At 60.3% G+C, this 26,117-nt stretch carries 24 protein-coding genes; 12 read left to right on the forward strand and 12 right to left on the reverse strand.

Annotated elements, in window-relative coordinates; all coding sequences use genetic code 11:
• The first annotated feature begins 23 nt into the window (after window positions 1–23).
• The 7 genes from CKW14_RS14120 (at window position 24) to CKW14_RS14150 (ending at window position 4,760) form a co-directional block, all read left to right on the forward strand.
• On the forward strand, window positions 24–485 hold the full coding sequence (locus CKW14_RS14120; RefSeq protein ID WP_095048797.1) for an N-acetyltransferase: 462 nt from the start codon (window positions 24–26) through the stop codon (window positions 483–485).
• Between the two features lie 229 nt (window positions 486–714).
• Complete coding sequence (locus CKW14_RS14125) at window positions 715–1,365, forward strand: DedA family protein (protein ID WP_034153744.1); 651 nt, start codon at window positions 715–717, stop codon at window positions 1,363–1,365.
• A 4-nt stretch (window positions 1,366–1,369) separates the two neighbouring features.
• Window positions 1,370–2,182: a zinc-dependent peptidase gene (locus CKW14_RS14130; RefSeq protein WP_095125502.1), complete on the forward strand. Its 813-nt coding sequence runs from the start codon at window positions 1,370–1,372 to the stop codon at window positions 2,180–2,182.
• 112 nt (window positions 2,183–2,294) lie between these two features.
• Window positions 2,295–2,822: an inorganic diphosphatase gene (gene ppa / locus CKW14_RS14135; RefSeq protein ID WP_008052339.1), complete on the forward strand. Its 528-nt coding sequence runs from the start codon at window positions 2,295–2,297 to the stop codon at window positions 2,820–2,822.
• A gap of 223 nt (window positions 2,823–3,045) precedes the next feature.
• Complete coding sequence (locus tag CKW14_RS14140) at window positions 3,046–3,792, forward strand: helix-turn-helix transcriptional regulator (RefSeq protein ID WP_095048800.1); 747 nt, start codon at window positions 3,046–3,048, stop codon at window positions 3,790–3,792.
• 442 nt (window positions 3,793–4,234) lie between these two features.
• Window positions 4,235–4,474 (forward strand): type II toxin-antitoxin system RelB/DinJ family antitoxin, encoded by a 240-nt coding sequence (locus CKW14_RS14145; protein WP_016984130.1) that lies wholly within the window; start codon window positions 4,235–4,237, stop codon window positions 4,472–4,474.
• The gene (locus CKW14_RS14150) at window positions 4,464–4,760 is read left to right on the forward strand and encodes a type II toxin-antitoxin system RelE/ParE family toxin (RefSeq protein ID WP_095125503.1); all 297 of its coding nucleotides are present in this window, start codon (window positions 4,464–4,466) and stop codon (window positions 4,758–4,760) included. Before CKW14_RS14145 ends, CKW14_RS14150 begins: the two co-directional genes overlap by 11 nt.
• 54 nt (window positions 4,761–4,814) lie before the next feature.
• On the opposite strand, the gene CKW14_RS14155 is transcribed toward CKW14_RS14150, so the two are convergent.
• The 6 genes from CKW14_RS14155 to CKW14_RS14180 are packed head-to-tail and all read right to left on the reverse strand — an operon-like array spanning window position 4,815 to window position 15,002.
• On the reverse strand, window positions 4,815–5,627 hold the full coding sequence (locus CKW14_RS14155) for a YfaP family protein (protein WP_095125504.1): 813 nt from the start codon (window positions 5,625–5,627) through the stop codon (window positions 4,815–4,817).
• A gap of 3 nt (window positions 5,628–5,630) precedes the next feature.
• Window positions 5,631–7,250 (reverse strand): DUF2300 domain-containing protein, encoded by a 1,620-nt coding sequence (locus tag CKW14_RS14160; RefSeq protein WP_095125505.1) that lies wholly within the window; start codon window positions 7,248–7,250, stop codon window positions 5,631–5,633.
• 1 nt (window position 7,251) lies between these two features.
• On the reverse strand, window positions 7,252–11,826 hold the full coding sequence (locus CKW14_RS14165; protein WP_095125506.1) for an alpha-2-macroglobulin: 4,575 nt from the start codon (window positions 11,824–11,826) through the stop codon (window positions 7,252–7,254).
• Window positions 11,823–12,473, reverse strand: coding sequence for a DUF1175 domain-containing protein (locus CKW14_RS14170; RefSeq protein WP_095048804.1), 651 nt, complete (start codon window positions 12,471–12,473; stop codon window positions 11,823–11,825). The genes CKW14_RS14165 and CKW14_RS14170 overlap by 4 nt, the downstream gene beginning before the upstream one ends.
• Complete coding sequence (locus CKW14_RS14175; RefSeq protein ID WP_095048846.1) at window positions 12,458–14,170, reverse strand: DUF2138 domain-containing protein; 1,713 nt, start codon at window positions 14,168–14,170, stop codon at window positions 12,458–12,460. Before CKW14_RS14175 ends, CKW14_RS14170 begins: the two co-directional genes overlap by 16 nt.
• Before the next feature lie 40 nt (window positions 14,171–14,210).
• Window positions 14,211–15,002 (reverse strand): YfaP family protein, encoded by a 792-nt coding sequence (locus CKW14_RS14180; RefSeq protein ID WP_095125507.1) that lies wholly within the window; start codon window positions 15,000–15,002, stop codon window positions 14,211–14,213.
• A 278-nt stretch (window positions 15,003–15,280) separates the two neighbouring features.
• Here CKW14_RS14180 and CKW14_RS14185 point away from each other — a divergent pair, with 278 nt between their 5' ends.
• The 5 genes from CKW14_RS14185 (at window position 15,281) to CKW14_RS14205 (ending at window position 21,678) form a co-directional block, all read left to right on the forward strand.
• Complete coding sequence (locus CKW14_RS14185) at window positions 15,281–16,426, forward strand: Fic family protein (protein ID WP_095125508.1); 1,146 nt, start codon at window positions 15,281–15,283, stop codon at window positions 16,424–16,426.
• Between the two features lie 112 nt (window positions 16,427–16,538).
• Entirely contained in the window at window positions 16,539–16,781 is a 243-nt protein-coding gene (locus tag CKW14_RS14190; protein ID WP_003228627.1) for an exodeoxyribonuclease VII small subunit, read from the forward strand.
• Window positions 16,778–17,665: a (2E,6E)-farnesyl diphosphate synthase gene (gene ispA, locus CKW14_RS14195; RefSeq protein ID WP_095125509.1), complete on the forward strand. Its 888-nt coding sequence runs from the start codon at window positions 16,778–16,780 to the stop codon at window positions 17,663–17,665. The genes CKW14_RS14190 and ispA overlap by 4 nt, the downstream gene beginning before the upstream one ends.
• Window positions 17,666–17,756: 91 nt before the next feature.
• Window positions 17,757–19,655: a 1-deoxy-D-xylulose-5-phosphate synthase gene (gene dxs / locus CKW14_RS14200; RefSeq protein WP_095048808.1), complete on the forward strand. Its 1,899-nt coding sequence runs from the start codon at window positions 17,757–17,759 to the stop codon at window positions 19,653–19,655.
• 139 nt (window positions 19,656–19,794) lie between these two features.
• Window positions 19,795–21,678 carry a TonB-dependent receptor domain-containing protein gene (locus tag CKW14_RS14205; protein ID WP_095125510.1) on the forward strand — a complete coding sequence of 628 codons (1,884 nt, stop codon included), beginning with the start codon at window positions 19,795–19,797 and terminating at the stop codon, window positions 21,676–21,678.
• A gap of 110 nt (window positions 21,679–21,788) precedes the next feature.
• On the opposite strand, the gene CKW14_RS14210 is transcribed toward CKW14_RS14205, so the two are convergent.
• The 6 genes from CKW14_RS14210 to thiL form a co-directional block, all read right to left on the reverse strand.
• On the reverse strand, window positions 21,789–22,589 hold the full coding sequence (locus CKW14_RS14210) for a cobalamin-binding protein (protein ID WP_095125511.1): 801 nt from the start codon (window positions 22,587–22,589) through the stop codon (window positions 21,789–21,791).
• Window positions 22,589–23,008 (reverse strand): MFS transporter, encoded by a 420-nt coding sequence (locus tag CKW14_RS14215; protein ID WP_095048811.1) that lies wholly within the window; start codon window positions 23,006–23,008, stop codon window positions 22,589–22,591. Before CKW14_RS14215 ends, CKW14_RS14210 begins: the two co-directional genes overlap by 1 nt.
• Window positions 23,005–23,622 (reverse strand): GTP cyclohydrolase II, encoded by a 618-nt coding sequence (gene ribA, locus CKW14_RS14220; RefSeq protein ID WP_016984117.1) that lies wholly within the window; start codon window positions 23,620–23,622, stop codon window positions 23,005–23,007. Before ribA ends, CKW14_RS14215 begins: the two co-directional genes overlap by 4 nt.
• 222 nt (window positions 23,623–23,844) lie before the next feature.
• Window positions 23,845–24,597 (reverse strand): ABC transporter substrate-binding protein, encoded by a 753-nt coding sequence (locus CKW14_RS14225; protein WP_095125512.1) that lies wholly within the window; start codon window positions 24,595–24,597, stop codon window positions 23,845–23,847.
• Window positions 24,598–24,634: 37 nt separating this feature from the next.
• Complete coding sequence (locus CKW14_RS14230; RefSeq protein WP_007910933.1) at window positions 24,635–25,138, reverse strand: phosphatidylglycerophosphatase A; 504 nt, start codon at window positions 25,136–25,138, stop codon at window positions 24,635–24,637.
• Complete coding sequence (thiL, locus tag CKW14_RS14235; protein WP_095048813.1) at window positions 25,135–26,100, reverse strand: thiamine-phosphate kinase; 966 nt, start codon at window positions 26,098–26,100, stop codon at window positions 25,135–25,137. Before thiL ends, CKW14_RS14230 begins: the two co-directional genes overlap by 4 nt.
• Between the last annotated feature and the right edge of the window lie 17 nt (window positions 26,101–26,117).

Below are 26,117 nucleotides of genomic sequence, written 5' to 3' on the forward strand. Positions count from 1 at the left end.
GCCACTTGAAGACGAGACCTATCATGCGGATTATTCAAGCGACCCTCGAACATCTGGATTTGTTGACCCCATTGTTCGTCAAATATCGCGAGTTCTACGGTTCCCTGCCTTACCCGGATTCCTCCCGTGCGTTCCTTGAAAAGCGTCTGCGCCGCAAGGAATCGGTGATCTACCTGGCACTGGCCGACGATGACGACAAGAAACTGATGGGTTTCTGTCAGCTCTATCCAAGCTTCTCCTCGCTGTCGCTCAAACGCGTGTGGATCCTCAACGACATATATGTCGCTGAAGACGCGCGCCGGCAACTGGTCGCTGACAACCTGATCCGCACTGCGAAGAAAATGGCCAAGGAAACCCAGGCAGTGCGCATGCGCGTTTCCACCAGCAGCAACAATGACGTCGCGCAGAAAACCTACGAATCCATCGGGTTCAAGGAAGACACCGAGTTCAAAAACTATGTGTTGCCGATCAGCGAAGAACTCTGATCGCGCATGCAACGTGTGATGAGGGAGCCTGCTCCCTCAGCCACGCCGAATGCAGCCTGACAATTGTTCACACCCCGACATCCCCCGCTACAAAACCAACGCGCTTTTCATCCTTCAGACCGTATAATCCCGATCTTTCCGGCTTGTAAGAAAAACTACACCCCGCTGTAGGCTTACACGAAGTCATCCGCACAGGCCTGCCGAGTCGGGCCGCCATACAGGTGCCCCCATGGATTTCAACCCGCTCGACCTTATCCTGCATCTCGACGTCTATCTCGATTTGCTGGTGAACAACTATGGGCCATGGATCTACGCCATCCTGTTTCTGGTGATTTTCTGTGAAACCGGCCTAGTGGTGATGCCTTTCCTGCCGGGTGACTCGTTGCTGTTCATTGCCGGCGCCGTTGCCGCTGGCGGTGGTATGGATCCGGTGCTGCTGGGCGGTCTGCTGATGCTCGCGGCCATACTCGGTGACAGCACCAATTATGTGATCGGACGAACGGCCGGCGAGAAGCTGTTCAGCAACCCGAACTCGAAAATCTTCCGTCGCGATTACCTGCAGAAAACCCACGACTTCTACGACAAGCACGGTGGCAAGACCGTAACCCTGGCGCGCTTCCTGCCGATCATCCGTACCTTTGCCCCGTTCGTCGCCGGTGTGGCGAAGATGCCGTACGCACGTTTCTTCGGTTTCAGCGTACTGGGCACCATCCTCTGGGTCGGCGGTCTGGTCACGCTGGGCTATTTCTTCGGCAACGTACCGTTCATCAAGAAAAACCTGTCGTTGCTGGTGGTGGCGATCATTCTGCTGTCGCTGGTGCCGATGATTCTCGGCGTGGTTCGCAGCCGTTTCGGCGGCACCAAAGCCCAATCGCACTAAGCCGATGTGGTCGCTGAGCGCCTGGCGTCGCCGGCGCACTCTGGCAAAGCACCCGATTGCCGACGACATGTGGCAACGGGTGCGCCATCACCTGAGCTTCCTTGACGGCATCAGCGCAGCCGAAGACCAGTGGCTGCGCGAAGCCTGCGTGCTATTCCTCGAAGACAAACACCTGAGCGCCCTGCCCGGCGTCGAACTGCATCAGGAACAACGCCTGTTGCTCGCCGCCCAGGCGCAGCTGCCGCTGCTCAATCTCGGCGATCTGAACTGGTATCAGGGTTTTCATGAAATCGTCCTCTACCCGGACGATTTTCTCAGCCCGCAACGTCATCGTGACGCCAGCGGTGTCGAGCATGAGTGGGACGGCGAGCACAGCGGCGAAGCCTGGCAGCAAGGGCCGATCATCCTTGCCTGGCCGGGTGTGATGGCCAGTGGTGGCTGGGAAGGCTACAACCTGGTGATCCACGAACTGGCGCACAAACTCGACATGCTCAACGGCGACGCCAATGGTCTGCCGCCGCTGCATGCCGACATGCGTGTCAGCGACTGGGCCGACGTCATGCAAAAGGCTTACGACGACCTCAACCGTCAGCTCGACCATGACCCGGACGCCGAAACCGCCATTGATCCCTACGCCGCCGAAAACCCCGCCGAGTTCTTTGCGGTCACCAGCGAGTACTTCTTCAGCGCCCCGGATCTGCTGCACGAGGCTTATCCACAGGTCTATGCGCAGTTGCAGCTTTTCTACCGGCAGGACCCGTTGAGCCGGTTGCGGCAACTTCAGGCCACAGACCCGGTCTATCAGGCGCACGACTAAGCTCTGCACGACTTTCGGTACATAGCGTCGACGGCAGAATATGCCTATAATCGCCGCCACTTTTTGGTCAATCCGGCCAAGTGTTTTTGGTCAACTACGGGGGCAACGCCCAATGAGCTACAGCAAGATTCCGGCTGGCAAAGACCTGCCGAACGACATCTACGTCGCGATCGAGATCCCGGCCAACCACGCGCCGATCAAATACGAAATCGACAAAGACAGCGATTGCCTGTTCGTTGACCGTTTCATGGCCACCCCAATGTTCTATCCGGCCAACTACGGTTACATCCCGAACACCTTGGCTGACGACGGTGATCCCCTCGACGTGCTGGTTGTGACCCCTTACCCGGTTGCGCCAGGCTCGGTAATCCGCGCCCGTCCAGTCGGCATCCTGAACATGACCGACGACGGCGGCGGCGATGCCAAAGTCATCGCAGTGCCACACGACAAGCTGTCCCAGCTGTACGTCGATGTGAAGGAATACACCGACCTGCCGCCACTGCTGATCCAGCAGATCGAGCACTTCTTCGCGAACTACAAAGATCTCGAGAAAGGCAAATGGGTCAAGATCGAAGGCTGGGCCGGTGCAGACGCCGCCCGCGACGCGATCACCAAGTCGGTTGCCGCCTACAAGGGCTAAGCACCTGCGCTACGCGTGAGGCTTGAAGAAAACCCCGGTTGATCCGGGGTTTTTTGTGCCTGGTAATAGCCGCCTTAAACAGAGCGTTTATAACGGACTACAGAAAAGTTTTAGCCTGTGTAATTTCCCACAAGATCGTCTTACATTCCGTCGCAAAATTCAGCCCGTTTTTGAACGTCTGGTTTATTCAAACCGCTCTGGCACGGCCGTAGACTCCGTGTTTATGAGAAAGAACACTAGCGGTCCAAGATTCAAGGCACTCCTGGAAGCTGCGAACATCTCGACGACGGGTTTCGCAAAGTTCTGGGGCACGGAAGCCCAAAATGTCCACAACTGGTACACCCGGGGCGTCCCGGCGTATCGCATGGAAGAAGTCTCACGCCTGCTGTCCGTCAACAGCGAATGGCTGAAAACCGGCCAAGGCACAAAAGAGCTGCCAAGCCTGACTCCGCCGGCCAGCAACGGCGACAGCTTTGACGCCCACGATCCACAGGGCGCCTACCGATTCATCCATCCCAACGACATCGAACTGGCCTTCTTCAAAGAAACACCCCTGACCAACGGCTCAGACAAAACCCACGTCATCCAGGACCCGGACCTGTCCATTCGCCTGCTGCGCGCCCCACTGGATCAACTGGAAATCCGCCATGCCGACGCCATCTGCGCGCACATGATCGGCAACAGCATGGCCGAACGCATCGAAGACGGCTCCATCGTCGCCATCGACCGCAGCCTGACCCAGGTCGTCGACGGTGAGATCTACGCCATCGAACACGACGGCATGCTGCGCATCAAATACCTGCACCGCATGCCCGGCAACGGCCTGCGCCTGCGCAGCCACAACAACGCCGAATACCCGGACGAAGTCTTCCGCCCGGCACAGATCGAGGAGCAAAGGATTCATATATTGGGCTGGGTGTTCTGGTGGTCGACCGTGAGCAAGCGGCGGCCGGTGGTGCCGTTTCTCTAGAAAACGGTGAGGTCTGTCGGCAAACATCGATCCCTGTGGGAGCGAGCCTGCTCGCGAAGAGGCCCGGACAATCGGTACAAATCTCGGATTTCTGGCGTAGAAGTCGCTCTAAACCGCACTTCAGGCTGGGAATCCACAGCAAAACTCAGTATCCTGCGCCCCACATTTGCGCATCGACCCGCCCCGCGGCTCAGACAGCGCACGACGCGGCAGACCAACGTCTGACCAAGTCCCACAGCCGGACGCAGATCCGGACGTACGTTTTGAAGGCTGGCAAGGCTTACCAAAAATAGGCCAAGCCAGTCCCCGAGAAGCCGGCCACAAGCCGGCTTTTTAATGCCTGAAATAAACCCGGCCTACCGTCTGAAACATAAATTCGCGCTTGTCGAACAGAAGAGCCTCTTGGTACCGTAACGACAAACGTCATTACAGGTATTTCATCATGGCCTCCATCAACATTCGCATCGACGATGATCTGAAGCAGCGCTCCTTCGCCGAACTGGAAAAGCTGGGAGTAACCCCCTCAGAGCTTTTGCGTCAGACACTCCAATACGTCGCCGAGCGAGGCAAGCTACCCTTCAAAGCAGCATTGCTCAGCGAGGAAGATGAAGTACTCATAGCCGTAGTCACCGAACGCCTCGCGGCACCTCAACGAGTCAAGGTAAGTCTGGATGACCTATAACCTTGAATTTGATCGTCGTGCTTTAAAGGAGTGGAACAAACTCGGCGATACGGTTCGCCACCAGTTCAAGAAGAAGCTCACACAGGTATTGGAGAATCCTCGAATAGAAGCCAATCGACTTCGCGAGCTCCCGGATTGCTACAAAGTGAAGCTGAAAAGCGCTGGCTATCGCCTGATCTATCAGGTCCTTGATCAAGAGATTGTGGTGTTTGTAATCGCAATCGGGAAGCGAGAGAGAGAAGCTGCTTACGAGGTTGCGCAGGACCGTCTTTCGCTCCTGCCCTGAGTCGGTCCAATGTCTGCGACCTGAAATTGGGCAGCAACCCGTAGCCCAATTCCCTCACGGATAACTAAACGCCTTAACCAACGTCAGTTCCCCCACCGCCCGCATCGGGATCAAAAACGTCTCCATCTTCTCGCTAGGCGTCCCTTCTTCAGTAATCACCGTCACCTGCGCCGTGGTCAGTGCCTGTACCGCCTCATCTCCACCCTCATCATCCCCGCGATACCCACCGCCGTAATAATTCACATACACCAGATACTGCCCCTTGATCGGCGCCGGCATGGCGAAGATTTCCGGGCCGTAACCGGTGGTCACGTCTACGTCCAGACCGGCGCCGTTGGCGGCGACGCGGTTGCCGTACCAGATGTGCGCGCCGTCGGGGGTGACGAGGTGCAGGTCGAGGTCGGTGCCGTCGCTGTCCCACGCTAGCAACACGCGCAGTTTCGCCGGGGTGGCGCCGCCGCTGGTGTTGAGGAACTGCGTGCGATGACGTTGCTGACCATCGGGGCTGCGCACTTCGACGCTGTTGCTGCCGTTGGGGAAGGAAAACGGGCGGTCGAAGCGGCCACTGTCATCGATTTTCAGCGGCATGCTCAGGCCATTGACGATCAGGCGGCCGGGTTCGTTGTCCTTCCGCGCAGCTTTGATCTCGCCGCTGATGCGGGCAGTGTTGGCCTGGCCGACCGGGGTGTTGACCGATGAGGCCGGGTAATTGACGGTCTGGCGGAAGCTTTCGCCCTCGCCTTCGGGTGCGCCGCTGCGCCAGCCGCCGATCGGGGTGTCGAGTTTGACGCCGTCGGCAGCGATGGCTGGCGAGAGCGCAGTCAAGGTGCAGAGCAGCAGCAAGACCTGTGGATAACGGAGTGTCATGGTCTATTCCAGCAAAAGATGACGGGCGAGCCCTTCGATGTAGGTTTCATCCTGGCCGTTGGGGTGAGCTTCAAAGGCCAGGTGCAGATATTCGTGGGTCAGGTCGAGGCGATCCTGCAGGGTCAGTACGCCGCGCACGTAGATACGTTGGCGTTCGCGGTCGACGAAGGGTCTGCCGAACGCCAGTTTGCACACGGCGAAAGTGCTGACTTCGTTGTAGCCGGTTTCGCTTTCCAGTTTCGGGCGCCAGCCGCGTCGTTGTTTCTGCAGCCAGTCTTGCGCGGCGGGCAGTGGTTCGCAGGAGGCGACCGGGTTATCCCAGCGGCTGATGCTGGCGCGCGGGTAGGCGTGCAGCAGAATCGCGTCGTAACGCTGACCGGCATTAGCTTGCTCGACGGCTTGTTGCCAGGCGAGTTTGTCCGGGCCGGGTTGATCGGAGTGATAGGTGACGGTGCTGCCGGCCAGCACGAGGTCTGCCGTCCATGCAGCGATGTTGCGGGATTCGGCCGAAGCCGGTCGCGGTGCGACGCGTTGGCGATTGCTGCTGTCGTCGATGCTCAGGCAATCGCCGTTGCGCGTGGCGTTTTGCAGCAGATAGGTGCGGATCGCCACGGCCAGCGCTTTGGCCGCTTCGGTGGGTTCGGGTTTGGCTTCACGCTCAAGGACGCGGGCGACGTATTCTTCGCGATCAAGCCTTGCGATGAGTTTGTCGTTGAGCAGAAACAGTTCGCCATCGCTGTGGATATCCAGTGCGTTGCCATTGGCGAATTCGACGCGGTAATCGCCTTGTAACGGGCCGGAAGTCACCACCCGCTCGCCAGTCAAAACCCGCGTAACCGGATAACGCGAGAACAACCCGACTTCAACACAACGCCCCGCTTCCGCCGGCCATGCCGCTGGCAACACAGTCGCCAGTGCCTGCCCGTAATGGCGCAAAACCATCTGGCTGGTGCCACGCCCACCCGCCCAGAGCGGAGATCCGTCCGCGGTCCAACCGGCGAAACCACCCTGGCGCGACTGCGGATCCTGATCGCCGAGCCAGCTCCAGGTTTTCACCCGCAAGCGCCCGCCCAGTTCACCGACGACATTGCCGTCCGCCGCATTCAGCACCACATCGAGCAGCACTCGGCGCGCCTGATCCTGCGCCGGCAACGAGACGAGAACCTTCAGCAACTCAACCACGGAAACCCGTTGAGCCGGTTGCACCAACGGCAAATCCAGCAACCACGACGGCGCCTGTCGCGCCTGCCAATACGTCCGCCACTCCGCCGCCGCAATTCCCAACCGTGCAGGTTCAAAATACAACCCGCAGGATTTCACCAGTGCCTGATCACGCTCGATCCTGCCGCCCGCCGAGCAGCAATAAACCTCTTCCTTCGACTGTCCGCGACATTCATAGGCCGGCTCACGCGCACCGGTATCGACCAGCCACGCGTATACGAACAATTTCCACAGACTGCCCAACGGGGTATCGAGCGTCTGCGGCAACGGTTCACGAGCGATCAGTTGCGTCTGATTCAGCGATAACAACTCACCCTTATAGGCCACGCGCAACGGCTCATCCTGCGCCGTCGCCAGCGCAGGTATCACACACATCAGCAGCCACAGCAGCGGCCGGTTCATGTCAGTTGACCGTGACCTGACCGAGAGCGGCTTTTGCTTCCTGGGCCTGATGCTGCGGCGCGTAGACTTGTTTGAAACGCACCGGCGGCAGGTTGAACTGGCCCTTCTGCGAGAAACGCACCAGATGACGCAGGCGCAATTCGCCGCTCAGCGCATCCACCGGCACCGCGTAGGCCAGTTGCCCCGGTTCGAAGCGCGCCTTCTCCAGCGCCGTTGGTTCGGTGCCGTCCTTGCCCTGCAACTTGATGCCCCACGTCGTGCGCTCAACATCGGCGCCCGGTGGCAGCGGCACTTCGAGCATGCCGTAACGCAGCGGTTTCGGCGCTTTGCTGGTGAGGATCACTTCGTCCAGATACAGACTGTCACTGGACAACGGCTTGGTGCCGATTGGCTCCAGTTTGAAAGTGAACGCTTCGTCGCCCGGTACCAGTCGCGACAGGCGACGGGTGATGGTCACGGCCATCGGATCGACCGCAGGTTGCTGGGTCTGGAAACTCAACGCCGCGCGCAGCGGACGCTCCTGCGTACCGGACACCGACAACACGCTCGGCACTGGCGTCGCGCCCAGCCACGTCCAGTACATCTCGCCGCTGGCTCCGTAGTTCTTCTTCCAGCCTTCACCCGGCGTTAGTGCAATGGTCGGCGACGCCTGGGCGATGCTGCGTTGCAGCCAAGTCAGCGCCAGCGCACGTTCGAGGGTCGATTGCTGCGGCAGCAAACGTTGCAACAACGCCGTAGCACGCGCCTGATCGAACGCTTGCAGCGACAGGTTCAGCGCCTCGGCGAACGGCTGCGAACTGACCGCCAGACGCTGTTGCGCAGCCCCTACCTGACGATTGAACGCTTCCGGCAAGGTAACCTTCGACTGCGTGGCCAACGATGCGGTCAATACCCGCGCCGCCGCCAGACCGAGGGCCGAATCCGGGTCGCTCATCACCAGACTGTCTTCGCCGTCGTCCATCAGGGTTTCGGCGCTGCCTTCACCGGCCTTGGCCAGATCCTCCATCAAGCCGCTGAGCAAGGTGTTCACCGGCAAATGCATCTGCTTGGCAAACGACAGAATCAGCGCCCGTTGCAGCAATGGCGTGTTCGGCGCTTGCTTGGCGTAGACCTCCAGCACTCGCTGCCAATGCTCCGGCGGCAAGGTCAATTCCAGCACCTGGCTAGCGTTCCAGTCGGCGTAGTAAGCGTAAGCCGTGAGGAACGCATCCGGTTCACCGTCGTAGCCCCACCAGGTGAAGCTCGCCGACGGCCCGGCCATTTGCACCAGACGCAGACGGCTGTTCTGCATGATCAGGCGCAAGCGATCACGAATCTGTGGATTCGATGCCAGCGATGGATAGGCAATGCTCAACGGCAGCAACCGGCTGGCAGTCTGCTCGACGCCGCCATACGGATAGCTGAGCAGATCATCGAGTGCCGAGCGGAACAACGCTTGAGGGCTGTCATCCAGACGCAGGCGAATATCGGTGGCGTCGGCCGGCAGACTCAACGGTGTGTCACCGCTGGCCACGTCGAGGCTTTGAGTCTGAGTGACTTGCCAGCCGTCACCGGTCGCACTCAGGCGCACGGCGAGGGAGTCGGCGGTCTTGCCGTCCTGCACCAACTCCGCCGTCCATTCGCCGGAAGCCAATGTGAACGCCGGCAGCGGCAGATAATTGATGCCGTTGTTCAGGGTCACCGGCAGACGCTGTTCGGCGCCCGCATAGTGAGTGACCAGTTCAGCCTTGACCGGTTTCTCGGCTTGGCTGAAGGCGAACACGCCGAGTTGCGGCTGATCGCCCTTACGGAATTTGCTCGGCCCGCTCCACTTCAGGTACAGCGGTTTTTCCGAGCGCACGAACTGCTTCTTCTGCCCGACCTGACCGTCATCGGCAATGGCGCGGGCAGTGATGCGCCAGCGGGTCAGCGAGTCCGGCATCTTGAAGGTGAAACGGGTTTTGCCGTCGGCACCGGACAACAACTCCGGCTGCCACGCAGCGGTATCGACGTCCTCACGACGCGGCCGCTCCAGCACTTTTACACCACGCTCGCTGCGGTTGGCTTTGCCCGGTGCACCGGGGCTGCCCGGCAACGCGACGTCGTAACTGATGAACGACAGGCTGGCGCTGGTGCGCACGTTGTTACGGCGCGGGTGATAGAAGAACTGGTCAATGGTCGGCGCGACTTCCGGTTGCAGCGCATAGACCATTTCGTCGACGACGCTAACGGTCAGATGCGCCGGTACTGCTTTGCCGGCGAACTGGGTGGCCAGGTCAACCGTGACCGTGTCGCCCGGCAGGTACACCGCTTTGTCGGTGCTGATCGCCACGTCGATTTGCGGCGCGACCACTTTGATCCCGGCGTTCTGGAAGCTGTACTGACCACCCTTGGTGTAGAGCACGGAGAAGGTCAGGTTCGGTGCAAAATTGTCCTTCACCGGGATGCGCGCGCGGTATTGGGTGTCGCTGAGTTTTTCCAGTTTCAACCAGTCACCGCCCTTGGCGAGCAGCGCGGTGGCTTCGACTTTGTCGCGTTCCAGCGAGAGCAATGCATCGCTGACCGGCTCCGGGAAAGTGATCAGCGCCAGCGCTTCATCGCCCGCCTTGTACTCAGGCTTGTCGAGGACGATTTCCACGGTGCCCGGCACGGCTTTGACGCCATCGCCAGTGACCGAATGCCCGGTAGCACCGAGCACGCGACCGTGTTGATCTTTCAAGGTCAGGTTGTAGGTACCCGGGCGTTCGAAGGCCATGCTGAAGCCCTTGTCAGTCGCTGCGAGTTTGCCTTCACCGGTGCTCTGGTCTTCCAGACGTACCCAGCCATAGGTGCTCGGCGTCACCGCTTTGCTTTGCTCGGTGCCGCCCTCGTTGGCGTAGCTGAACGCAACCTTGTCACCGACCGCACTGAAGCGTTGCGGCGCGCTCAGGCGGAAGCTCGCAGCGCCACGGTCGATTAGAATTTCCTTGGTGGTCTTGACCCGATACGCCGCGCCATCGCTGGCGAACACGGTGAGCATGTAGCGGCTCGGCTTGTCGGCGGCCGGCAGGTCGAGGGTCGCGCTGCCCTTGCTGTCGGTGGTCAGTTCGGTGCTGGTCAGCTCCACCGGGAATTGCCCGAGGTATTGCAGCTCGTTGTCGACCATCGACAGTTGCTGGGCGCGCAGGCTCAGGGTCAACTTAGCGTTGGCCACCGGTTTGCCGTCCGGGTACAGCAGCACCAGGCTGCCCTTCACCGGTTCGCCAGTGCGGTAATCCTGCTTGGCCAGGTTCAACGAAATTTCGAAGTGCGGCTTGATGTACTCGGCGACACGGAAGGCGCTGCTGTAAGCCTGATCCTTATAGTTGAAACGGATCTCGTAACCCCCGGCCACGGCGTTGTCCGGCAACTGGAAGCGGCCCTGAGTGCCGGCCTTCGAATCGAGTTTCAGGTCGAGGTGTTGCAACTCAGTGCCTGTGGCGTCAAGCACGCTGACCGTGACATCCGCAGCCCCTGGCAACACTGAGTCCCGCGCATTCTTGAACTCGCGACCGACGATCTTCAGCGACACCCAATCACCCGGGCGATACAGCGGCCGGTCGGTGAACGCGTAGAGTTTGGTGTCGTAGATTTCGCTGTCGTAATAGAAGTTTTGGGAGACGAACACCCCGCCCTCTTCGTCCTCGCCGATGACGAACGAACGCTCCGGGCTGACATGTTTCAGGCGCAGCAAACCGTCAGTATCGGTGGCACCGCTGCTCATCACGCCGAGGCCGTCGGTCCACAGCACATTGACCTTCGGTACCGAACTGCCTTCGTGTTTGCGCGCGGCCCAGACCAGCAATTCATCGCCGGCAATCTTGCTCACCGCGACGGTGTTGGAGACGAACACCATGGTGGTTGCGCGGTACTTGCCGATCAACGCTTCGACCAGATACAGACCCGGCTTCAGATTGCCCAACGGGATATAAACGTTACCCGGCGCGACGCTGACGAAATCGCTCGAAGACCCGGCCAGATTGACCCCGGCCGGCGGCTGAATCGGCTTGGCCTGCCACAACGGATAACGGAACTGGCTGACCACCGGTAGACCCGGAATCAACGCGAATTGCGGCTGCGCGTCATACGGAGTAGGCGCGACCATGGCGTTGCCCATCTTCAGTTCCGGCACTTCCTCGGTGACTTGTTTGCGCGACTCATAGGAGAACGCGCGCTGCATCACCCGACGGGATTTGCGGTACCAGTTGTCCCACAGGTACGCGAGGGTGTTGGACAGGCCTTCACCCTTGAACTGGCCGTCGCTGACCACGCGATGCAGGTTCTTCTGGCGCTTGAGGAAATCCAGCGGCTTGTCGATGCGGTACACACGAATGTCGGCGCCGCCGTACGGTTCCATGCGGAAACGACGATAGTCACGGCCCGGCGCTTCGAGACGGACCATTGCCTGTTCATCAGCAGCAAAGCTGCTATCAGCCAGCAGGAAAAAGCTTTCGCCCGAGACCGGTGTGTAGCCGCTCGGCTCGACCGAATCTTCGGCGCTGACGGTAGCCACTGGCAGCAACAGCGCCAGCAGCAAAGGAATTCGGGAGCAGAGTCGCAACATGCGGGCACCGGTCATTGGGAGAGAAAGTTCAGTCGATAGACGCCGATGAAGTTGGGGTTGGCTGCGTCGGGTATCCATCGGGTGTCCTTCCATGTCATGAGTTGCTGCAGGCTTGCCGAACGCATGCCGTTGTCAGTCGGGGTGGTGGTGCCGGTGTGATAGGCGATGTAGCGGCCCATCCAGATCATCAGGTGCTGGTCGTCGCCCTGATCGAAAAACATCAGGTCACCGGGCCGCGCCTGCGACACGTCACGGCTGACCAAATGGCTGTTGAACTGAATCAGTTTGATCGCGTTGACGTACGGCCCGACCTTGCCGCCGCCCTGCTGCCATTGCTGGGCGAGCTTGCGCTGATCGTCGCTCAGCGAGAGCTCCGGCGGCAGGTAGCGATTGGACAGGCCATTGCTGCGCAGCCATTTTTCGTCATGGACTTTCAGCGCTTCGTTGGCAGCGAAACGTACCAGCCCGGCACAGTCCTGCTGATACCAGCGCGGACTTGGGCCTTGGCTCAGTTGCTCTTGGGCGATGCGCACGAACCAGGCGCGAAACACCTGGGATTGCGCCGGATCGAGTGCGGGTGCTTCGACGGCTCGGGCGCCCGCACTGAGCAACAGCGCGAGCAGGCCGAGGCTGCGGATCAGTGTCGTCACAGCGCTTTCCATTCCAGCGGCAACCATTGCCAGTGGCCGTCAGGCTCGCTGCCTTCCGGCAGCGTCAGCGCGTATTTGCCGTAGCCGCCGAGGGTGCGCAGTTTCGGAATCAGATAGGTTTGCGCGGCGTTGTAGAACACCGGCTCCATGTCCTGCGGCAGGCTGTCGAGGGTTTCCTGCTGCATCAGTTGCGCCATCGAATCCGGGCCGAAGTAGATCGGCATCAGCACGTCTTTGGGCAAAACGTCGGCCATCGGCGGGAAGCGTTTGTCGAGAGTGCCGAGGGCCTTGTCGACCAGTTTGTCGTCGAGGGAAAACAGCAACGTCGAACCGTGACGGGCGAGGCTGACTTTCATGAAGGCCTTGCCGGAAATCGCGTCCGGGTTCTGCGCCGTCTTCGCCGCATAAGGGCCAAAGTTGGAGCTGACCTGACGCTGCCAGACGTGGTTTTGGCCTTCTTGCTTCTCGACTACCGGGAACACGTTTTCTTCGACGTTGGCTTCGAATGCACCGACCATCGAACCGAACAGTTTGCCAAGATCACCGTCGAGCTTGCTGCTGTCCTCGTCTTTCAGACTGGCCACCAGCAATGGCGTGTACAACCGCGAGTCGGCGTACCAGCACAGGCCTGCCGCGCCGGCCACATGTTCGGTGAGGGTCTGCGCTACCGCTTCTTCGGCGCCGAGTTTTACCAGCAATGGTTTTTGCGGTTCGGCCGCGACCGGCAAGGTTACGCAGGCACTGGCGCCCAGCGGCATTGCTTGCCAGACCGGTTTGAAATCGAAGTCGGGCTGATTGTCCAGCTCGTCCATGGCGAGGTAGCTGTGCCAGCCCTTGTCGTCCATGTCGAAGCGCAGCCCGGCGAAGTTCGGGATGAAACGTTGATAGCCCATGGCCAGAACGCTGGAGTTGACCGACAAGCGTTGTTTGGTTTCCGGGGCTTTCGCCGGCAGACCGAACGCTTCGGGGAACAGTTTTTCGCCATTGAGCAGCGCCGCCAGCGCTTGTGGCGAGACATGGCCCGATTCTTCGGAGACGCCGCTTTCCGGGTCGTAATACTTGGCCGGGTTCGACAGCACTACCAGTTTGTCGCCGTGGGAAGCGAACAGCAGCGCTTTGCTGGCGTTATAGGTCAGTTGGTACAGCGGCACGCTATCGCCGCCGACCTTGAGTTCGCCCATCTGACTGAGCTGAGTGTCATCCAGCGCGACTTTCGCCAGCGGCTCCAGCAGTTTCGCCAGACCACCACGATCCATCACCAGCAGAAAATCCTTCAAGCGACCATCCGCGCCACGCCACAGCGCGACATCAGCCGGTTGATCGAAAAGCTGTTCGATCAGGCTGTCCTGCAACTTCAGATCATGCTCGTAGATGATCCGGCGCAGACTGCCGATCAAGCCGAGGCGATCAGCATGGGTCTCGTAATAGAAGACGAAATCTTCGGTCAGCGTGGCCTTGAGGAACGGCACCGTCAGCAAGTCCTTGGGCAACTGGCTCAGCGAGCGGGTCTCCAGCAACGCGTCAGGACGACTGAGGCCGAGCTTGTCACTGGCCAATTCCGCCGGCGGCGCCTTGGGCTTGAGCAGCAGCCAGCCAAAACCGCCCGCCACGCCGGCCACCAGGCACAGCCCGGCCAGCAGCAAGGGCCAGCGCCGCGAAGGTTTGGCCGCTGGCGTGTCGGCAGCCGAAGTAACAGTGTTTTCGCTCATCTTTTCAAAGCCCGATTTCATCCGTGCAGCGGGATGCTTATTAATAGTTGAAAGTCTTTACCAGCAGCAGATCACCGATTGCCCGCAGGGGCACGATGAAGGTCTCGCGTTTTTCATCGACGGTGTTTTCGTTGAGCACCAGCGTGATTTGCGAGGTGATCACCTCGTTCTGGTTGCTGGTCTCCTCGAAGTTATAGCCGCCGTTGCCGAAGTTGCCCCAATAGTTGACGTAAACCAGATAAGTGCCATGCAGCGGCGCGGTCATGGTGAACATTTCCGGGCCGGGACCATCGACGCCATCCGGGTCGAGACCGCCGCCATTGCTCAGCGCCGGCTGCGCCCAGAACGCATGCTGACCGTCAGGCGTGACAATGTGCAGATCGAGCTCGGCTTTCGGATCGTCCCAGCCCAAGACAAGACGAATTCTCGCCGGCGTGCGCAGGTTATTTGCTTCATAAAATTGCACGCGCTTGAGCGACTGGCCCTCGGCACTGATCACCTCGACGCTGTTGGAGCCGGCGCCGAACGCGTACGGCCGGGCAAAGCGGCCTTGGTCGTCGGTGTACAGATTCAGTGGATTGCCATTCACCGCGAGACTGTGCGGCGGACGCATGTGGCCGATGGCTTTGAGCTGGCCCTGGATCATCGTGCGATTGCGCTGGATGCCGCGATCGATCGGCGGCGTCGGGTAGGCGACTTGCGGGTTTTCCGTGCGATCGAGCAGGCCGTGGTAACGCCAGCCACCGACCGGCTCCGACAACTCGGCCGTAGGTGCCGCCAGCAGCGCGGGCGCGCAGGCCAGGCCGATCAGCAGCCAAAAAAATGAACGCATGTAATGCCTCCTGCCATGCCTGAACGAAACCTTGCACCCGATCCTCGGTACTTCACAGCGGTGAAAACTGCGTTTCGTCTGAAAGACCCGTGACTATGGGGTCGTAGAAGGCGCGAAGATTAGCGATTCGGCGGTTTTTTAACAATCAGATACATGTGCTGTTGCTGTAGGAATCAAGCCAATCCGGTGGACGGTGAGCCGAATAGGCCTCATATTCGGCTCACAAAATGAGCCGAATAGCATTTCTATTCGGCTCACGGACTCAAGGCAGGCAACGAATGGCAACTTACTGGATCTGGCAGCAGCCCGATTGGCCCGACTTCAACTGGCAGGCGGAACGCCTGGCACCGTTGTTGCGCGAGTGTGTACAGGCCCAAGGTCAGTTGATGGGTATGGCCGGTTCGGTAGGTGACTCTTTGGGGGCTCAGACCGAACTGGACGCCCTTTTGCAGAATATCGTGACGTCTTCGGCCATCGAAGGTGAGCAACTGAATGTCGGCTCCGTGCGGTCATCCTTGGCGCGACGTTTGGGCCTGGAGTTGATCGACGGCGATAAAGTCAGCCAACGCAGTGAAGGTCTGGCGCAACTCATGCTTGATGCCACCCGTCGATTTGCCGAACCGTTGATACTGGAGCGCTTGCTGGAATGGCACCAATGGCTGTTTCCCGATCAAGAGGCTGACCTTACTGCGCGCTCAATGCATGTGGGTGCGCTACGCGTTGACGAGCCAATGCAGGTGGTTTCGGGTCGCATTGATCGTCCAACAGTTCATTTCGAGGCGCCACCTCGCCAAGGTCTTGAGCAGCAGCTCGACCAATTTCTCCAATGGTTCGAGGCCAGCCAGCATCAGACAGCACTGGACCCGATGCTTCGTGCGGGCATCGCCCATTTCTGGTTCGTCACCTTGCATCCGTTCGACGATGGCAACGGCCGTCTGACACGCACCATCACTGATCTGGCGCTGGCACAGGGCGAAGCGCAAGCCATCCGTTTCTACGCCATGTCGGCGAGCATTCTGGATGATCGGTCCGGCTACTATCGGATTCTGGAATCGAGTCAAAAAGCCACACTGGACATCACTGAATGGCTCACATGGTTCCTGCAAACCTTGCTACGCAGTCTGCAACAAGCCATCACCCGCATTGAAAGCGTGCTGGGCAAGACGCGTTTCTGGCAGGCACACCGCGAGTCCGAACTTTCGGCGGAGCAGGTCAAAGTGCTCAATCGTCTGCTCGACGGCGGCGAGCGGAGCTTTGAGCACGGCATCAGTGCCGGGCAATATCAAGCGGTGGCGAAAGTGTCGAAGGCCACAGCAACCCGACACCTTGCGGAGTTGCTGGAGAAAGGTTGCCTTCAACGCTTGCCGGGAGGGGGTCGTAGCACCCGCTATCAGATCAACTATCCCGACAGAGCTACACATTAATCTCACCCAGCACAGAGCCATTTCTGTCCTTGAGAGCCGGCCCGCTCATTTGCCCATAACCCCCCTATCTGCTAGTGTCGCGCCGGTTTAACGTCAACCGGAAATCGCCGCCATGGCCCGCAAAAAAGCTGCACTGGATTTCGAACAGTCCCTCGCCGACCTGCAAACATTGGTCGAGCGTCTGGAGAACGGTGAATTGTCGCTGGAAGACTCGTTGACCGCTTTCGAGCAGGGCATCGGTCTGACCCGTGATTGCCAGGCAGCGCTGGCGCAAGCCGAGCAAAAGGTGCAGGTGCTGCTGGAGCGCGATGGCGAACTCGCCGAGGAACCCTTCGACGCGGAACAGCCAGAATGATTGCGGCGTACACGGCGACCAGCCAGACCCGGGTTAACGCGGCTCTGGAAACCCTGTTCAACGCGCCGTTGCCGGAATTGGCGCGGCTTTATGACGCCATGCGCTACAGCGTGATGAACGGCGGCAAACGCGTGCGTCCGCTGCTGGCCTACGCCGCGTGCGAAGCGCTCGGTGGCAACGCTGCACAGGCCAACGGTGCAGCCTGCGCGGTTGAGCTGATCCACGCTTATTCGCTGGTTCACGACGATTTGCCGGCGATGGACGACGACGACTTGCGTCGCGGCCAGCCGACCACTCACAAGAAATTCGATGAAGCCTGCGCGATCCTCGCCGGTGACGGTTTGCAGAGCCTGGCCTTCAGCGCTCTGCTCGACCCGCGCCTGAGCGACTGCAGCAGCGACATTCGCCTGCAAATGGTCACCGCCCTCGCCCAGGCTGCGGGCCCGGCAGGCATGGTCGGCGGTCAAGCCATCGACCTTGGTTCGGTCGGCTTGAAACTCGACCAGAAAGCCCTCGAACAGATGCACCGGCACAAGACCGGCGCGCTGATCGAAGTAAGCGTCAAACTCGGCGCCCTGGCCAGCGGCCGCGCCGAGAAGGATGAGCTCAAGGCCCTGCAGACTTATGCACAGGCCATCGGTCTGGCCTTTCAGGTGCAGGACGACATCCTCGACGTCGAAAGCGATACCGAAACCCTCGGCAAACGCCAAGGCGCCGACATCGCCCGCGACAAGCCGACCTACCCGGCGCTGCTCGGCCTCGACGCCGCCAAGGCTTACGCGCTGGAACTGCGTGATCAGGCTCTGCACGCCCTGCGACCGTTTGACGCGGCCGCCGAACCCTTGCGCGAGCTGGCCCGGTATATCGTCGAGCGCCGCAACTGACGGCGAATCAGCCAAAAAAGACCAACGCGTGGGCAGGGGGCGATGCATCAGGTAAACTGCCGCATCTTTTATACCTATAACGATTCGCCTGATGCCCACGACGTTTCATGAGATTCCCCGCAAGCGCCCGACCACGCCCCTGCTCGACCGCGCGAACACGCCGGACGGCCTGCGCCGGTTAGGCGAAGCCGAGCTGGAAACCCTGGCTGATGAGTTGCGCCTGGAATTGCTCTACACGGTCGGCCAGACCGGTGGGCATTTCGGTGCCGGCCTGGGCGTCATCGAGCTGACCATCGCGTTGCATTACGTCTTCGACACCCCGGACGACCGGCTGGTGTGGGACGTGGGTCATCAGGCGTATCCGCACAAGATCCTCACCGGTCGCCGCACGCGCATGGAATCGCTGCGCCAGAAGGACGGCATCGCCGCGTTCCCGCGTCGCGCCGAGAGCGAGTACGACACCTTTGGCGTCGGCCACTCCAGCACTTCGATCAGCGCAGCATTGGGCATGGCCATCGCCGCCCGCCTGCAAAACAGTGATCGCAAGGCGATTGCGGTGATCGGCGACGGCGCGTTGACCGCTGGCATGGCTTTCGAAGCGCTGAACCACGCGCCGGAAGTCAACGCCAACATGTTGGTGATCCTCAACGACAACGACATGTCGATCTCGCGCAATGTCGGTGGCCTGTCGAATTATCTGGCGAAGATCCTTTCCAGCCGCACCTACGCGAGCATGCGTGAGGGCAGCAAGAAAGTCCTGTCGCGCCTGCCCGGCGCCTGGGAAATCGCCCGCCGCACCGAAGAATACGCCAAAGGCATGTTGGTTCCCGGCACGCTGTTTGAAGAGCTGGGCTGGAACTACATCGGCCCGATCGACGGCCACGATTTGCCAACCCTGATCGCCACCCTGCGCAACATGCGCGATCTGAAGGGCCCGCAGTTCCTGCACATCGTCACCAAGAAAGGCAAAGGCTTCGCCCCGGCGGAAGTCGACCCGATCGGTTACCACGCGATCACCAAACTCGAACCACTGGACGCCCCGGCCGCAGCGCCGACAAAGACTGGCGGACCGAAGTATTCGGCCGTGTTCGGCGAGTGGCTGTGCGACATGGCGGCGGCGGATCCACGTCTGGTCGGGATTACCCCGGCGATGAAGGAAGGCTCGGATCTGGTGGCGTTCAGCGAACGCTTCCCGCTGCGCTACTTCGACGTGGCGATTGCCGAGCAGCACGCGGTGACGTTCGCTGCCGGCATGGCCTGCGAAGGCGCGAAACCGGTGGTGGCGATCTACTCGACATTCCTCCAGCGCGGTTACGACCAACTGGTGCATGACGTAGCGGTGCAGAACCTCGACGTGCTGTTCGCCATCGACCGTGCTGGCCTGGTGGGCGAAGACGGCCCGACCCACGCTGGCAGCTTCGATCTGTCCTACCTGCGTTGCATCCCGGGCATGGTCATCATGACCCCGAGTGATGAAAACGAACTGCGCAAAATGCTCACCACCGGCCACCTGTACAACGGCCCGGCGGCTGTGCGCTATCCACGCGGTACCGGCCCGAACGCGACGATCGACAAAGACCTCGAGCCGATTGAAATCGGCAAAGGCATCGTCCGTCGTCAGGGCAGCAAAGTCGCTTTGCTGGTGTTCGGTGTGCAACTGGCCGAGGCGCTGAAGGTGGCTGAAAAACTCGATGCCACCGTGGTCGACATGCGTTTCGTCAAACCGCTGGATGAAGAGTTGGTGCGCGAGATTGCCGGCAGTCATGAGTTGCTGGTGACCATCGAGGAGAACGCGATCATGGGCGGCGCCGGTGGCGCGGTCAGTGAATTCCTCGCGCGGGAGAACATCCTCAAGTCGATGCTGCATCTGGGTTTGCCTGACGTTTACGTCGAGCACGCAAAACCGGCGCAGATGCTGGCTGAGTGCGGGCTGGATGAGGCGGGGATCGAAGCGTCGATTCGTGAGCGTCTGGCCTTACTCGACAAATAAACGCATTACCCTTGTGGGAGCGAGCCTGCTCGCGAAAGCGGACTGTCAGTCAATACATTGCTGACTGATACACCGCATTCGCGAGCAGGCTCGCTCCCACATTTGATTTGTGTACACCTGAAACACCAGTGGACTGTCGATGAAACTTTCGCGCCTCGCCCTGCCCTTCCTCCTGCTGCCGACCGCCAACGCCCTCGCCGATACCTTCGAACGTGACCAAGCCCTGAAGCTGCCGGACATGCTGATCTCAGCCAACCGCCAGGTCGAAGCCCGCAACGACAGCAGCGCCGCCAACACCGTGTTCACCCGTGAAGACATCGACCGCCTGCAGCCGAGTGACGTGCCGGACCTGCTAAGGCGCGTCCCTGGTGTGCAAGTGGCGCAGGCCGGCGGGCGCGGCAGCCTGCCGGGGATCTACATTCGCGGCACGCAGTCGGCGCAGAGTCTGGTGTTGGTTGACGGCCAGCGTATCGGCAGCTCCACTTCCGGCGACAGCAACCTGCAGCATCTGAACATCGAGCAAATCGAACGGGTGGAAGTGCTGCGCGGTTCGCGTTCGGTGATTTACGGCAGCGATGCGATTGGCGGGGTGATTCAGATCTTCACCCGGCGCGGCACTGAGCAAGGTTTGCAGCCACGGATGCACGTCGGTTTCGGCAGCAACCAAACGTGGGAACGCAGCCTCGGCTTGTCCGGTGGCGACGCGAAAACCCGCTTCAATCTCGGCGCCAGTCTCGATGAGACTGCCGGGATTGATCGTACCCATGAGTCGTATCCAAGCGATGGCGATCACGACGCCTACCGCAATAAATCCGTCAGCCTGAGCCTGAGTCATGCGCTGACCGATGACATCGAAGTCGGCGCCAATCTGCTGGATAACCGGGGCAAGAGCGAGTTTGACAACCCGTTCGGCCGCTTCGACATGAACACCTTCGAATCGGTCCAACAGCAGCCGTACAGCGATTTCAACGTCAGTAGCGTCAGCAGTTACGTCGATGCCCAGGTCAACGAGATCTGGAAAACCCGCGTCGAGGTCGGCCATACCGAGAATCGCGAGAAGACCCTCGACAAGCTCAGCGACGAACGCACCGTGTTCAACACCTACCGCGACTCGGTGAACTGGCAGAACGACCTGACACTGGACGCACGCAACAGCCTGATCCTCGGCGGCGACTGGTACGAAGACCGGGTCAACAGCAGCACCGCATTCGACGAAGACAGCCGCTGGAACCGCGCCGCATTCATCCAGCATCGCTATCAGGCCGACAGCTTCTCCACGGAACTGGGTCTGCGTCACGACGACAACCAGCAATTCGGCAGCCAGAACACCTGGAGTGGCACGTTCACTCTGCCGCTGAATCCGGACAATGATCTGTTGCTGAGCTACAGCGAAGGCTTTCGTGCGCCGACTTTCAACGATCTGTACTACCCCGACTTCAGCAACCCGGATTTGAAACCGGAAACCTCGAAAAGCTATGAGTTGCAGTGGCGCAGTCAGTTGACTGACAGCAGCCGTCTGGAGGCGTCGATCTATCGTACGGATCTGGAAGACGCGATCATTTTCGGCAGTAACTCACGCCCGGAAAACGTCGCTTCGGCGCGGATCAACGGTTTTGAAGCAGCGCTGAAGCAGGAACTGTTCGACTGGCAGAGCAATCTTGGCCTTTCGATCATCGATCCGCGTGATCGCAATACTGGGCACACCCTGGCCCGGCGCGCGCGACGCACGTTGAGTTGGGATCTGGATCGGCAATTTGATCAAGTCAGCTTCGGCGCCAGTTGGCAGGCGGTCAGCAGCAGTTATGACGACCTGACAAATGAAAACCCACTGGGTGGTTATGCGTTGTTCGGCTTGCGCAGCAGTTGGGCGTTGAACCGCGAGATCAAGCTGGATCTGAAGGTCGATAATGTTTTCGACAAAGGTTACAGCCGGGCGAACTACAGCTATGACGGCAGCCAGTATGGTTATCGCGAGGAAGGTCGGATGTGGATGTTTGGGGTGACTTGGACTCCCCAGCTTTGATTTGAATTTTCGGTGATTTGACTGACCCCTTCGCGAGCAGGCTCGCTCCCACATTTGGAATGCAATCCTCCTGTGGGAGCGAGCCTGCTCGCGAAGAGGTCACCGCGATTTCAGCGGTCAGGCGCGATCAATTGGCAGAGTTTGGCGGTGGCGCTGATCATTTGGCCGCTTGGGCGTTCGAGGCCTTTGTCGGTGACCAACAGTAATTTTTCCTGCTTCACCGCCGCCACCTGTGGCCAGGTTTTCCACGCATTCAGTTGCGCCTGATCACTCGCCAGAATCACCTCAGGATCACGCTGCAACACTGCCTCAATACTCACCTGCGGCGCCGGCAAACTCAGATCGCTGAACACATTCCGCGCCCCGCACACCTCCAGCGCATCACTGATGATTTGCCCGCCACCGACGGTGTACAGCGGCTTGTCCCAGACCTGATAAAACACCCGCAACGGCACTTCCCGGCGATAGCGCTGGCGCAGCTCCGCGAGTTGTTGGCGCAACGCCGCCGCCCGTTTCACTCCACGCTCCGGTCGCCCCAATTGCGCGGCAATGGCTTCAATCTGGGTGGTGAGTTGTTCTAAAGAATGCGGTTCGGCGACGAAGGTCGGGATGCCCAGGCGCTTCAGTTGATCACGCTGCGCCGGGCCGACACTGCCGGGCCACAGCAACAACAAATCAGGTTTGAGGCTCAGTAGCTGTTCCATGTCGAGTTGGCCATAGCGGCCGACAGAGGGGACGCTGGCAATTTCAGCCGGCCGCTCACCGGCATCCAGCACACCGACCAACAGATCTGCCGAACCCAGCTCAACGACAATTTCAGAAAGGGACGGCGCGAGGCTGACCACACGCAGTTGCGCCAGCGCAGAACCACTGACGGCCAGTAGCAGAACCGCCAGCCAGAGGCGGTGCATCAACCGAGTTGACGCGGGATACGGTAGAGATAAAACAGCACTGCCGTGGACAACGCCAGCAGCATCAACGGTACGGCTTCAAGACCGACAAACACCGCCAGTGCGCCAATCCACGCCGGCAAGGCTGCCACAAGAAAAGCCGCACGACGACGGGCTGCGAGAGCAATCCACGCGGCCGGTTCATCGGGGGTATCGAGAGCTTTTTGCGTGGCGATCAGCGCATGTTTATAACGGCCAAAAAACTTCAGGCTGACAAACATCGATGCCACGCCGGCAATAAAGAACGGCATCGCCAGCACCGGCAGAATGCCTTTGCCCTGACCGAACAACGCGTTGAGTACGAACAGCGGCACCAGCGCCAGCGCGAGGTATTTCCACCAATCGACCGATAACCGGCGCCGCACCTGACCCCGCGTCACGCGCGATCGACCTCGCCCTGATGCTCGTTGCCCATCATGTGGTCGAGCTTGCTGGCCTTGGTCGCCAGATAGAGTTTGTTGTGCGGATTGTGACCGGTGTGCAACGGCACGCGCTCGGCGACGGTGATGCCCATATCGGTCAAGGCTTTGACCTTGCGCGGGTTGTTGGTCATCAGGCGCAGGGATTTCACGCCCAGATGCTCAAGCATCGGCAGGCACATGGCGTAGTCACGCTGGTCAGCGGCAAAGCCCAGACGCTCGTTGGCTTCAACGGTGTCGGCGCCGCCATCCTGCAGTTCGTAGGCACGGATCTTGTTCAACAAACCGATGCCACGACCTTCCTGACGCAGGTACAGCAATACACCACGGCCTTCACGGGCGATGGCTTTAAGCGCGCCTTCCAGTTGCGAACCGCAGTCGCAACGCTGGCTGAACAAGGCATCGCCGGTCAGGCATTCGGAGTGCAACCGGCCGAGTACCGGGGCACCGTCGGCAATTTCACCCAGGCTCAGCACGACGTGCTCGCGGCCGGTGGCTTCATCGAGAAAACCGTGCATGGTGAATTGCGCAAAAGGCGTTGGCAGCTTGGAAGCGGCGACAAAGACGACAGGCACCGGTGTGCTCCTGATCTAAAGAGTCTGAAAATTCGCAGGCCGGCATTGTAACAGCAGGTTCCTACCGGCGCTTAGGCTGAATTATCGGGCATAACGATCAAAAAGTTTGATAACAACCCGGTCGACATGGATCCATGTAGGAGCTGTCGAGTGAAACGAGGCTGCGATCTTTTGATCCGGCTTTTAGGATCAAGATCAAAAGATCGCAGCGTGCCGCAGCTCCTACAGGGGATTCGTCGCGCCGGTAGTGAACGGATACGGCTGCTGCCACTTCTCGAAGATCGGCTTCAACTCGCCGCTCTTCACCAACTGCTCCATACGCTGGTCATACAGCGCCATCAGCGCTCGCGCCTGTGGCGTGTCGGCAAACCCGAGAAACAGCGGCAGCTCGGCCAGGTGTGAATAGCGATACTGCGCCGGATCGGCTGCGGTTTTCACCACCGCCTCAATCTCGGTCAACGCATCGATGTAGTAATCCGCCCGCCCCTGCTTGAGCATCGACAGGATCCCGGTACGCCGCTCAATCTGGTTGTAGCGCTTGATATTCGGCAAGAAGTTTTCGTAGCGATAACCGCGCACCCAGGCCAGGCGATACCTGCCCAGCGTCGCTTGGGTAGGTGCAGGATTACTCGCCAGGCCCAATGCGTAAATGTGGTCGGAATCGAAATTCCAGTGTGGGTACAACACCTGCTCGGCTTCGTCGCGGTAGGAGCCGACCAGCGCATCGACTTCCTTCAACTGCACCAGCCCGACCGAGCGGGTGTAAGGCACGCTGCGAATGTCCAGCTTGACCCCGGACGGTTCGAACACTTTGCGCAGCACGTCCCAGCCCAGGCCATGGCCATCAGCGGCGGTGTAGTCTTCCCAGTCTTCGCTGGCCAGATGGATGACCGTCGGCGTCGGCGCTGCTTCCTGCGCACCGGCCACGGTGCTCAGCAAAGCCAAAACCACTAGCGCCAACCAACGTCGAGCCATCCCTAGTCCCCTCACTTGACCCTGATACCCCTTGGACTCAGGCGAAAATCCACACCAGTCCCTGCATGGCCAGCCAGGCGAACACGCCGGCCAACACGTCGTCGAGCATGATGCCGACGCCGCCATGCACGTGCCGGTCGATCCAGCGGATCGGCCATGGCTTGAGAATGTCGAAGAAACGGAATACGAGGAAACCCGCGAGCAACCAGTACCACCCTTCCGGCACCAGCCACAAGGTGATCCACATCCCGACCATTTCGTCCCAGACGATGCCTTCGTGGTCGTGTACCCGCAGATCGTCAGCGACTTTGCCGCACAGCCAGAAGCCGAACAGCATGGTGATCCCGAGCATCAGCCAGTAACCCCAGTCGGGCAACATCTGCCATAACGGGATAAAGGGTAGCGCAACCAGCGAGCCCCACGTTCCCGGCGCCTTGGGCAAGGTGCCGGAACCGAAGCCGAACGCGAGGAAATGCCAGGGATTGCGCCAGACCGACGGCGGAACGAATTCGGCCGGAACCTGTTTCGGGTGATCTGTCACGGTGTCTCCTGAAAATGTTGATAACCCCGGATTTGCGGGGTGATGTCGTGACCTTCGCGATCCAGCAGGACCACGCCCTGACCTTCGGACACTCGACCGATCACATGGATCGGCCAGCCATTGGCCAGCAGCGCCGGCAACTCGACAGACGGCAAGGTGAACGCCAGCACGTAATCATCGCCACCGCTCAGCGCAGCACGCTCGGCGCCGCGCTGACCGAGAAACGCCACTAATGCATCCGACATCGGTACGCGCTCGCGTTCAATCTCAAGTCGGACCTTTGAGGCCAGCGCGATATGGCCGCAGTCGGCGAGTAATCCATCGGAGATGTCCAGCGCCGAGGTGGCTTTGCCACGCAGGGCCTGGCCGAGGGCGAGTTGCGGTTGTGGTGACCAGTAATGATCGAGCAGCGGTTGGGCGACGTTCGCTTCGGCGTCACGCTGACCGAGCACCAGCGGCAAGGCGCCGGCCGCATTGCCAAGTTCGCCACCGACACAGAGCAAGTCGCCCGGTTGCGCGCCACTGCGGGTCAACGCCTGACCGGCAGGCACGCGACCGAACACCGTCACCGTCAGGCTCAACGGCCCGCGCGTGGTATCGCCGCCCACCAGCGCGACGCCGCAACTCTGCGCCATGCGGTTCAATCCGCCGGCATAGGCTTGCAGCCAATCAGCAGTCACCGTCGGCACAGTCAGGGCAAGGGTAAAGGCAACGGGTGTGGCGCCCATGGCGGCCAGATCGCTGACCGCAACGGCCAGCGAGCGCTGACCGAGCAGAAACGGATCGCAGGGGTCGGCGAAATGCACACCGGCCACCAGCGTATCGGTAGAGATCGCCAACTGTTCCCCAAGGGGAACAGCGAGCAAGGCGCAGTCATCGCCGATCCCCAGCGCAACGCCTTCGCCGCCCTGCGCACAAGGCGCGGCGGCGAAGAAGTTACGGATCAGCTCAAACTCGCCCATTGAAGTATCAAGCGCGT

The organism is Pseudomonas sp. Irchel s3a12 (genome assembly GCF_900187485.1).
In the GTDB taxonomy this organism is placed as follows: Bacteria; Pseudomonadota; Gammaproteobacteria; order Pseudomonadales; family Pseudomonadaceae; genus Aquipseudomonas; species Aquipseudomonas neuropathica.